The organism is Geminicoccus flavidas (assembly GCF_009806515.1).
Classification (GTDB): Bacteria; Pseudomonadota; Alphaproteobacteria; order Geminicoccales; family Geminicoccaceae; genus Geminicoccus; species Geminicoccus flavidus.
The window spans coordinates 1-8,779 of sequence record NZ_WUJP01000819.1 but is presented as its reverse complement, the minus strand read 5'-3'; the positions used below and the strand labels follow the sequence as shown (position 1 = coordinate 8,779).

The 8,779-nt window shown below is 69.8% G+C and carries 10 protein-coding genes and 1 pseudogene; 2 read left to right on the top strand and 9 right to left on the bottom strand.

Translation table 11 applies throughout. The features are described 5' to 3' along the window. From EQG76_RS23565 to EQG76_RS23555, 3 genes and pseudogenes are all read right to left on the bottom strand, one after another. A pseudogene (locus EQG76_RS23565) lies at positions 1-244 on the bottom strand (hypothetical protein); the annotation flags it as partial. Between the two features lie 16 nt (positions 245-260). Further along, positions 261-716 carry a glycosyltransferase family protein gene (locus EQG76_RS23560; RefSeq protein WP_159716871.1) on the bottom strand — a complete coding sequence of 152 codons (456 nt, stop codon included), beginning with the start codon at positions 714-716 and terminating at the stop codon, positions 261-263. Beyond that, positions 713-1,447: a hypothetical protein gene (locus EQG76_RS23555; protein WP_159716868.1), complete on the bottom strand. Its 735-nt coding sequence runs from the start codon at positions 1,445-1,447 to the stop codon at positions 713-715. Before EQG76_RS23555 ends, EQG76_RS23560 begins: the two co-directional genes overlap by 4 nt. A gap of 55 nt (positions 1,448-1,502) precedes the next feature. Here EQG76_RS23555 and EQG76_RS23550 point away from each other — a divergent pair, with 55 nt between their 5' ends. Together EQG76_RS23550 and EQG76_RS23545 are read left to right on the top strand one after the other, a co-directional pair. Beyond that, positions 1,503-2,723, top strand: a complete 1,221-nt coding sequence (locus EQG76_RS23550; RefSeq protein WP_159716866.1) for an O-antigen ligase family protein — start codon at positions 1,503-1,505, stop codon at positions 2,721-2,723. A gap of 62 nt (positions 2,724-2,785) precedes the next feature. After that, a complete protein-coding gene (locus EQG76_RS23545; protein WP_235031528.1) occupies positions 2,786-4,429 on the top strand; it encodes an AMP-binding protein in 1,644 nt (547 codons plus the stop codon). Here the strand turns inward: EQG76_RS23545 and EQG76_RS23540 are convergent. The 6 genes from EQG76_RS23540 to EQG76_RS23515 all read right to left on the bottom strand — a co-directional run bounded on the left by EQG76_RS23540 (position 4,405) and on the right by EQG76_RS23515 (position 8,683). Further along, on the bottom strand, positions 4,405-5,181 hold the full coding sequence (locus tag EQG76_RS23540) for an alpha/beta fold hydrolase (RefSeq protein ID WP_159716863.1): 777 nt from the start codon (positions 5,179-5,181) through the stop codon (positions 4,405-4,407). The two genes, EQG76_RS23545 and EQG76_RS23540, sit on opposite strands and share 25 nt — an antisense overlap. A gap of 35 nt (positions 5,182-5,216) precedes the next feature. Beyond that, on the bottom strand, positions 5,217-5,585 hold the full coding sequence (locus tag EQG76_RS23535) for a calcium-binding protein (RefSeq protein ID WP_159716861.1): 369 nt from the start codon (positions 5,583-5,585) through the stop codon (positions 5,217-5,219). A 12-nt stretch (positions 5,586-5,597) separates the two neighbouring features. After that, positions 5,598-6,143: a hypothetical protein gene (locus EQG76_RS23530; RefSeq protein WP_159716858.1), complete on the bottom strand. Its 546-nt coding sequence runs from the start codon at positions 6,141-6,143 to the stop codon at positions 5,598-5,600. Between the two features lie 155 nt (positions 6,144-6,298). Further along, on the bottom strand, positions 6,299-8,158 hold the full coding sequence (locus tag EQG76_RS23525; RefSeq protein ID WP_159716855.1) for a glycosyl hydrolase family 28-related protein: 1,860 nt from the start codon (positions 8,156-8,158) through the stop codon (positions 6,299-6,301). Then, positions 8,158-8,358: a hypothetical protein gene (locus tag EQG76_RS23520; protein WP_159716852.1), complete on the bottom strand. Its 201-nt coding sequence runs from the start codon at positions 8,356-8,358 to the stop codon at positions 8,158-8,160. Before EQG76_RS23520 ends, EQG76_RS23525 begins: the two co-directional genes overlap by 1 nt. Before the next feature lies 1 nt (position 8,359). Next, positions 8,360-8,683, bottom strand: coding sequence for a hypothetical protein (locus tag EQG76_RS23515; protein ID WP_159716849.1), 324 nt, complete (start codon positions 8,681-8,683; stop codon positions 8,360-8,362). Positions 8,684-8,779 lie beyond the last annotated feature (96 nt).

Here is an 8,779-nt window from a genome sequence, read left to right as displayed (position 1 = left end):
GCATCGCCTCGCCGACGATCCCCATGCCGGCATGGCACACCACCAGCCGCGCCGCCTGGAAGCGGGCCACCAGCTCGCCATGCGGCAGGAAGCGCTGCCAGCCCATCCGCTCCGGCAGGTAGCGCGACTGGCCGATCTGGGCGAAGCCTGGCAGGTCGAGGGCCATGCAGGTCCGATCCGCGGCCTCGACCAGCGCATCGAACCCGGCGATGAAGGTGCCGACCGCCGCTACCAGCATCGCCATGGCCTGCCGGACGGGCTCACAGCAGCGGCCCGCTCGCCAGCACCGCGCGCGGAAAAGCCGTCAGCTTCTCCGGCCAGGGCACCACGAACAGGTGGCAGAAGGGATAGACCAGCCGGCCGGTGAGCGACGGTTCCAGCGTGCCGCCGGTTTCCACGAACACCACCTCAGCGCCCAGCAGCCGGCCGAGGATCAGGGTCGGCACGGCGACGTCGGCACCGGTGGACAGGATCAGGGCCGGGCGCTCCTTTAGCAGCACCCATAGCGACTGGATCAGGTTGAGCAGCGTGCGGCCCGGCCGGCGGCGCGGGTGGCAGACCAGATGGACCCGCTCGCCCGGTGCCGTCGGGCGCCCGGACGCGAAGGTGACATGGTAGAGGTCGGCGAACCGGATCCCCGCCGTGGCTCGTTCCAGCTCGGCCAGATGGCCGCCCGGTGAATAGACCCAGCAGGTTCGGCGCACTTCCACCATCATGCCACCCGTCCCTCGATGGCGGTGCCGGCGAGCTGGCCGAACCAGGCGGCCCGGCCCGGGAACGCCCGGTGCAGCCGGCCTAGGGTGTCCTTCACCACCAGCAGCGGCTCGTCCTGGTCGAAGCGGTGCAGAGCCTCCGGCCGGTCATAGGCGTAGAGGTCCAGCGGCACGCCCTGGACCAGCGCCCGGCTGCGCAGGCGCAGGAGCAGCCAGTTGGTCCGCCACCAGCCGAGGACACCCGGGGGAAACACCAGGCGCAGGTCGATGTCGGAACGATCACTGGCCCGGCCACCCCGCGCGCGCGAGCCGATGAAGGCCGCCTCGGTCAACCAGGGCAGCCGGGCGATCTCCTGGGCGAGGTCCCAGGTTGCCCGCTCGATGCGCAGGGCTTCGCCGCGATAGGCCCGGCAATAGCGCGCGCAGACCCAGAACTGGCCGTTGAGGAGGAAGTTCACGCTATGCCCGACCAGGGCGCCGGCAACCGCGGCCAGAAGTGCCGGCAGGCCAGTCAGGCCCAGGGGGAGGGCGCTCGCCAGCGCCAGCAGGACGCCCAGGCCGATCCGGAAGGCCAACTCCTTGGCCTGCATGCCGCGCATGCCCTGGAACACCCAGTTGATCGCCAGGATGGCCAGGCAGCTTTGCAGCACGCGGTCGAGCCAGAGGGTACCCGGGCGGATCGGGAAGTGCTTGCGCTTGGGCGGCGCCATCGGGCTGGCGGGGAGGTGGCTCATGCGCTATTTCTATCATTAGTTGAAACTCTGTCGAGCGGACTCTATTCACAAGCCCATGCCGTCCGTGATCCCGGCCCTCCCACGTCGCCTGACCCTGATCCTGCTGGTGCTGCTGGCGGCCCTGGCCATGCTCAGCGCCGACCAGGCTGAGCGCCTGGCGGTGAGCGGGCTGCGCATGCCGGCCTTCCTGCTCGTCTGCCTGATGCTGGTAGCTTTATGCCTGATGCTCCGTCCGCGGCTGGACCCGGACGAGGCGACGGCCCCGGTCCTCCTGCTCCTACTCGCGGCGGCCATCGCGTTGCTGGACCTGCAGGGGCAGGTCGATCCGCTCGACTACAAGCTGCTCCTCCCGGTCCTGGCCCTCCTGATCGCGGGTCCGCTCGCCGCCATGCTCGGGCCTTTGGACCTGCCGGGCCTGCTCTGGCGCCTCCTGGCCCTCTATGTCCTGGCCGCCTCGCTCAGCGTGCTGGTCCACGGCACCGAGGAGCTGGCGCGCGGTGCCGACGGCGTGGTGCGGATCGATGCCTCGGGCTCGCTGGTCACCCATGGCAGCATGTGCGTGCTGGCGCTCGGCCTGAGCGCCATGACTTGGTCGCGTGCCGGCGTGATCGGCCGCCTGCTGCGCCTCCTGGTCCTTGGCGCCGGCGGCCTCCTGCTGCTGGCCGCGGCCACCCGCACGCCCTTCCTGGTGCTGGCGATCGCGGCCCTGCTGGTCCTGGCCACCAGCCGCCGGCGTGGCCGCTGGCTCTCGGCCTGCCTGCTGCTGCTAGCGGCCGGGGCGGTCGTCCTGTTGCTGCACACCCTGGTGATCGACGCTTCGCTCTGGCGGCGGCTGACGGCCGACGGGCAGGCCGAATGGTCGACCGGCCGCGCCGTGGCCATTGCCGGCTGGCTGGAGCGCGCCGCGGACCACCCGCTGGGCATGGGGCTGGGCACGGTGCGGGCCACGCTCGCCGACGGCAAGCCAGCCCTCGACGGCGACGCGATCCTGGACTGGCCGCACAACGAGGCGGTGCGGCTGTGGGTGGAGGCCGGGCCGGTGGGGCTGGCCTTTCTCCTGGTCCTGCTGGCGACCCTGCTGGCGCACGCGGCCCGGGTGGCCCGGCACCATCCCGATCCCGCCGCCCGCGGCCTGGCTCTCCTGCTCGCGGCGGACGCGCTCGCGCAAAGCATGTGCCAGAACTGGCTGAACAGCGTCTACCATGCCACTTTCGTGGTGTTGGCCCTTGGCCTGCTCGCCCGGCAGGGCCGGGTGTTGGCCGAACATCCCGCCTGACACCGGCGCTGCCTTCGGCGTAGGTTTCTGCAGGAAGGGAGGAGCCTCGTGGGGAGACGCGGATGGCCATGGAGCGCTGCGGGGACCGGGTCGATGCGCGCGATCTGGACAGGGTGCGTGCCAACCATCAGGCGCTGACGCCACTGGGATTCCTGGACTGGGCGGCCGACGTGTATGGCAGCCGCACGGGCTGCATCTACGGTCAGGAGCGCCGGAGCTGGGCGGAGATCCGCCGCCGCTGCCGCCGGCTGGCCTCGGGCCTGCGCGGGCTGGGCGTGCGGCCGGGCGACATCGTCTCCGTGCTGCTGCCCAATGTCCCGGCCATGCTGGAATGCCAGTTCGGCGTGCCGATGGCGGGCGCCATCCTGAACGCCTTGAACGACCGGCTGGATGCGGCCACCCTCGTCGCCATCCTCGGCCATGCCGAGGCCACGGTGCTGATCACCGACACGACCTATGCCCCGGTGGTGCGCGAGGCGCTGTGCCGGCTGGCCGGGCCGATCCTGGTGGTGGACCTGGTCGACCCAGCGGAGGCCGGCCAGGCACTGGGCCAGCTCACCTACGAGGAACTGCTCGACCAGGGCGACCCGGAGGCAGCAGTGCCGCCGCCGACGGACGAATGGTCGCCCATCTCGCTCTGCTACACGTCCGGCACCACTGGGCCCCCCAAGGGCGTGATCTGCAACCATCGTGGCGCCTACCTGAACGCGCTGGGCAGTGCGCTGATGCTCGGGCTGCGCGCGGACAGCGTCTATCTCTGGACGCTGCCCATGTCCCACTGCAACGGCTGGACCCTGCCCTGGGCGATCACCGCGGCCGGGGGCACCCATGTCTGCCTGCGCCGGCCAGAGCCGGGACGGATCTTCCGGCTGCTGGTGGAAGAGCAGGTCACCCATCTGTTCGGGGCACCGCCGGTCCTGAACATGCTGGTGCATTGCCCGCGCGAGGTGCTGGCGGCACTGCGTCGCCCGGTGGAGGTGCTGGCCGGCGGTGCGGCGCCAACGGACGCGGTCATCGAGGCCATGGAGGCGATGGGCTTCCGGGTGACCCACGCCTACGGCCTCACGGAAGCGCACGGGCCGGCCATGTTCTCGGCACCGCAGCGGGCCTGGCAGGACCTGCCGTCGCCCGAGCGCGCCCGGATGATGGCTCGCCAGGGGGTCCGCTCGGCGATCGTACCGGAACTGCAGGTGGCCGATCCCACCACTCTGCGGCCGGTGCCCAACGACGCCACCACGCTGGGCGAGATCATGCTGCGCGGCCACAGCGTCATGGCCGGCTACCTGAAGGACCCGGCCGCCACCGCGGAAGCATTCGCCGGCGGCTGGTACCATACCGGCGACCTCGCCGTGGTCCACGCGGACGGCTATGTCGAGCTCCGCGACCGGGTCCAGGACATCATCGTGTCGGGCGGCGAGAACATCAGCTCGCTCGAGGTCGAGCAGGTGCTCCAGCGCCATCCAGCCGTGCTGGAGGCGGCAGTGGTGGCGCGCCCGGATCCCGTCTGGGGCGAGGTGCCCTGCGCCTTCCTGGTGCTGAAGCCGGATGCCAGCAGGCCCGACCCGGCCCAGCTCCTGCGCTGGCTGCGCCAGCAGCTCGCCAGCTACAAGCTGCCGCGCCGCTTCGTGTTCGGCACGCTGCCCAAGACCGCGACCGGCCGGGTGCGGAAGGACGAGCTGCGTCAGCGCGCCCGGCTGCTCGACTGAACGCCCGTCAGGAACGGCACCACGGCCGCCGCGAACTCGGCCGGCCGCTCCAGCATCATCATGTGCCCGGTACCCTCGATCCGAATCAGCTCGGCGCCGAGTGCCACGGCGAGCTCGGCACCCCGGGCAGCCGGGGTCATCCGGTCCCTGGCACCGGTCACCACCAGGGCCGGCATGGGCAGGGGTACCGGCTCCGGCCGGGCAGCGTCGCAGGCGCGCAGATCCTGGGCCAGCACACCCGGCCGCGAAGCCGCCAGCAGGGCCATGCCGCCGCCGGCCAGGCGGACGCCGGGCGTGGCGGGTGCTGCCAGCCGCCCGGCAGGAGCGATGGCGAAGGTGGCGACCATCCGTGCGGCCTTGGGCAGGTCGTGCAGGGCCGCCTCGATCAGGGCCGGGTTGACCGGCATTCGGGCGGCGGCACCCGCCAGCACCAGGCCAGCGCAGCGCGCCGGCTGACGCAAGGCCAGCTCCAGCGCCACCAGCGCGCCCATGGAATGGCCGACCAGGCACGCAACTTCGATTCCCATCTCGTCCAGCACGCGTGTGACGAACCGGGCATAGGCCTCGATCGAGTCGCAGCCGGGTGCGGTCGAGCGGCCATGGCCCGGCAGGTCGAGCGCCAGGCTCGGGACAGGGGGCAGGTCAGGATCGCGGGCGGCCAGCATCCACACGGTCCGGTCCATGCCGGCACCATGCAGCCAGACGATCGGGACCTGCCTGCCCGCCTTTGCCGAAGCCTGCTGTTCCGCCATGGCGTGCTCCCTCTTGGAGCTGCATTCTGGCAGGCTCAGAAGGTGATGTCGCTCCCGGGTGCGGAACCGATCGAGAGGTTGAGCGCGTTGACGTTGCCGCCGAGCGTAATCTGGTAGCTGTTGCCGCCAGCACTGTAGACGATCTGGCCGGCATCGACTGCCTTAATGCCGGAGGCACCGACCAAGCGGATCTGGTCGTCGCCCTTGGCGAAGTCGGTGATGGTGAACAAGCCGGAGAAGGCCTCGAACCGGTCGCGGCCGGCACCGCCGCGCGCCACGTCGCCGACATCGACGAACAGGATGTCGTCGCCCTTGCCGCCGGACAGGATGTCGGCGCCGAGCCCGTCGTTCAGCGTGTCGTTGCCGGTCCCGCCCAGCAGGCGGTCGTCGCCACCAAAGCCCATCAGGGTGTCGTTTCAGCCGGCGCCGTGCAGGACATTGGCCGCGGCACCGCCGCGGATCACGTTGGCGACGTTGTCGCCGATGATGTCCAGGCCGCCCCGGCCTTGGCCTCCGTCATAGATCGCGGTCTGGATGCGCTCGACCGTGCAGGACGCGGACAAGGCATGGAAGTGCGCCGGATCATCGCTGAGGCCGGCCTCGGCCAGCAGTGCGGCCGGGGGCCAGCTGCCGAGATAGACGACGCCCTCGTCGTCCAGGAGGCCGTAGAGCTCGGTGTTGAGCTGGACGGTGTCGTAGCCGGCCCCGCCATTGACGATGATGCTCCGGCCCTTGACCGCCATGAAGTCGTCGCCGTCGCCGCCGCGGATCTCGCGGGCATGGGCCCCGCCGATGATCGCGTCGTCGCCGCCGCGGCCATCCAGCAGCGAGGTGTGCGGGCCGACATGATTGTCGGTGATCCCGTCGTCGCCCTGGCTGCCATACACCACCATGTGCTGGGTGGGCGTCTCGGAAAGGGTGAAGGTCCGATTATCGTCCGTGAGCTGGATATACAGGGTCATGCCGGTCCTCGTATGCAACCTGAAAGAGATGAAGCACTGCTTCATCAACTTTTAGGAGAATAACAGAGGCAGACAATCGCCTTCTGGGAGTGTCCTGCGGCGACGGCGTGTGGTGGCCCCAGGGCAGGACCAGTGCCTGCCCTGGGGCCACTCCCTCAAACCAGCCGCGTGCGCACCAGGGTCGCCGTCACCCAACGCAGCACCAGGGTCTGACCATCCGTCGTGGTCGCCGTCGGTCCCGCGATCTCAACGCCGCTCGCGGGGGTGAGGGTGACCGCACCCGTACCCACCTGGCCGATGGTGGTCTCGCAGTAGATTCTGCGGCCGGTGATCACGGTGGTCGAGCCAGGCGGCTTGGTCCCCGATGCCCCCGGCACCGCAGGCAGCGAGGGCACCGTCACGGTCTTGGCCGTGTCACCCTTCATCTCGACCCGGTCGCCGACATCGGCCGGCAGAAGGGTGTAGCTGGTACCAGTTTGCTCGTTGACCGCCACCCAGCCCTTCATGCGCGTGTCGAGCAGCCGGTGCCAGGTGTTGGTGCCGAACTGGGTGTAGAAGCCGCGGTCAAAGCCCGGATTCCAGCCGCCGGTCGTGGGATTGCCGTCGGCAAAGGCCAGCATGTTGTCGGTTCCGCTCGGTGGCGCAACGGTCCGCTGGTTCATGTGCAGGGCCGGCTCAATCGTCACTTTGCGGATGTTGCCGTCGCCCAGATAGAGGGTCGCATCATAAGGTGAGGCCAGCCCGTCGACACCGCAGGTCACACGTGAGTTGTTGCCAGACGCTGGCGCGCCGAGCTGAACATAGGCGCTGCCTCCGCGGTCCACACGGAGAATGCCGGCTTGTTCCGTCATGCGCACGGTTGGCAAGCCGGTGGAGGGAGAGCTGAGCCAAATGCCACGCGGAAGCATGCTGTCGCCATCGGCGAAGTTGGCACCCAGCGACGGGAAGTTGTCGCAGCCGACAAAGCTGCGGTGCCGCACGGCTCCCGGCACCGTGGCGTTGTTGTCGGCATAGGCGGTGGCAGGGCTCGTGCTGTTGGCGAGGAAGAACGTGCCGAGCCAGGAGTTCACCTCGCTCATCGCGGCCGCGGTGCCTTCCTCGAGCACGCCGGTGGTGAGGGATTCCAGGTCGACCGAGACGAAGGTCAGCCGGCGAGCGTTCTTGATGTGGATGCCGGTGCAGCCAGACTGGGCGGGTGCAACGATGTTGGCCTTGGCAACCAGGACATTGTTGATGATGCCGGGCGAGGCGGCGCTACCCTCGAAGAACAGCCCCTTCAGGTTCGGGCCGCCCAGCTTGATCGAGACCTGGCGCATCGAGCCGTCGCCGTAATTGACGGCGGCACCGGTTGAGTTGCGCACCCAGATGCCGTTGCCGGCGAACGCGTCGGCAGCATCGCCCCAGGCCAGCAGGTCGACGATCGACCAGTCGTTGGACCGGTCCAGCTCGATCGCCCAGGTCTGCGGTCCGCCGCCGCGAAAGCGCAGGTCGCGCCCGATGAAGTTGTTGCCGACCACCTTCAGCGCTGCCGCCTGGGCGGTGGCGCGCAGCGTGATGCCCAGGCCGATGCAGGTCCCGTCGCTATACTCGGCCGTTCCGGCGGCAAAGCCGGAGCCGAAGAACAGCCCGACTCCGTCATGGTCCAGACGCAGAATCGAGCTGTCGCGGCCCTGACCCACGATCGCGGTGCCGTTCGGAACCTGCACGGGTGTGGTCAGCCGGTAGCGGCCGGGCGGCACGCGGATCGTCCTGGCGCCTGAGGCCATGGCCAGCTGGAAGGCTTGGCTATCGTCCGCGGCATCGTCGCCCTTTGCCCCGAAATCCTGCACCGAGACGTCCTCATGCAGCTTGCCTGGCAGGGTGCGTGGCACGGCACCGGGCCTCGCCGCTCGGAAGGGCAGGGCCTCCAGTGTGGTGCGGCGGGTGAGGTTGCCGCTGGCGGTCGAGACGACGATCTGGTCCGCTTCGGTGAGGGACGTTACCGCGTCCAGCTCGTGGATCTGGCGGTTGACCATCAAGAACTCTCCCAGACGAGGTTGTTGCCGGCCTCGTCGACCAGCGGGTCACCGCTCGCGGCCAGCAGAAAGCTGGTCTCGACGACCGGCGGCGGCGGTGGGGGCGGGGGAGGCGGCGGCGGCGAAACGGGCGGCAGCACCTCGGCGGAGACCTGCCCGGAGAACGCGAGGGCCTGGGCCAGCCCCAGGCGCAGCGCCATCTCAGGTCCGCCCGATCACATAGACCTGGCAGGTGCCGCTCTCGGCGATCAGCGCCACGTGGCTGGCATGGCCCGGCACGGGCAGGTCCAGATAGACGCCCGGGTGCAGGTAGGGGCTGGTGGCCGCATCCGCGGTGACTGTGGCACCGCCCAGCTCGAAGCGGACCGGGCCGGTCGCGATCAGGCTGATCACCGCGACATCGGCGGCAAGCGCGGCACTGCGCACCGAGGCGGTGCCGACCATGAGCTTCTGCGTGCCGCGCGGCACGAAGCCGAGAATCGTGATCGGGTGCCCGTTATCGTCCAGAGGCAAGAGGGTGCTCATGATCAGGACCTCGCAATTCTTCTGCCCGGAATCCTAACGATCCGAGCGGAACTGATTATATTCCTATCATCAGCGCAAGGCAAGAGAGCGGGGACT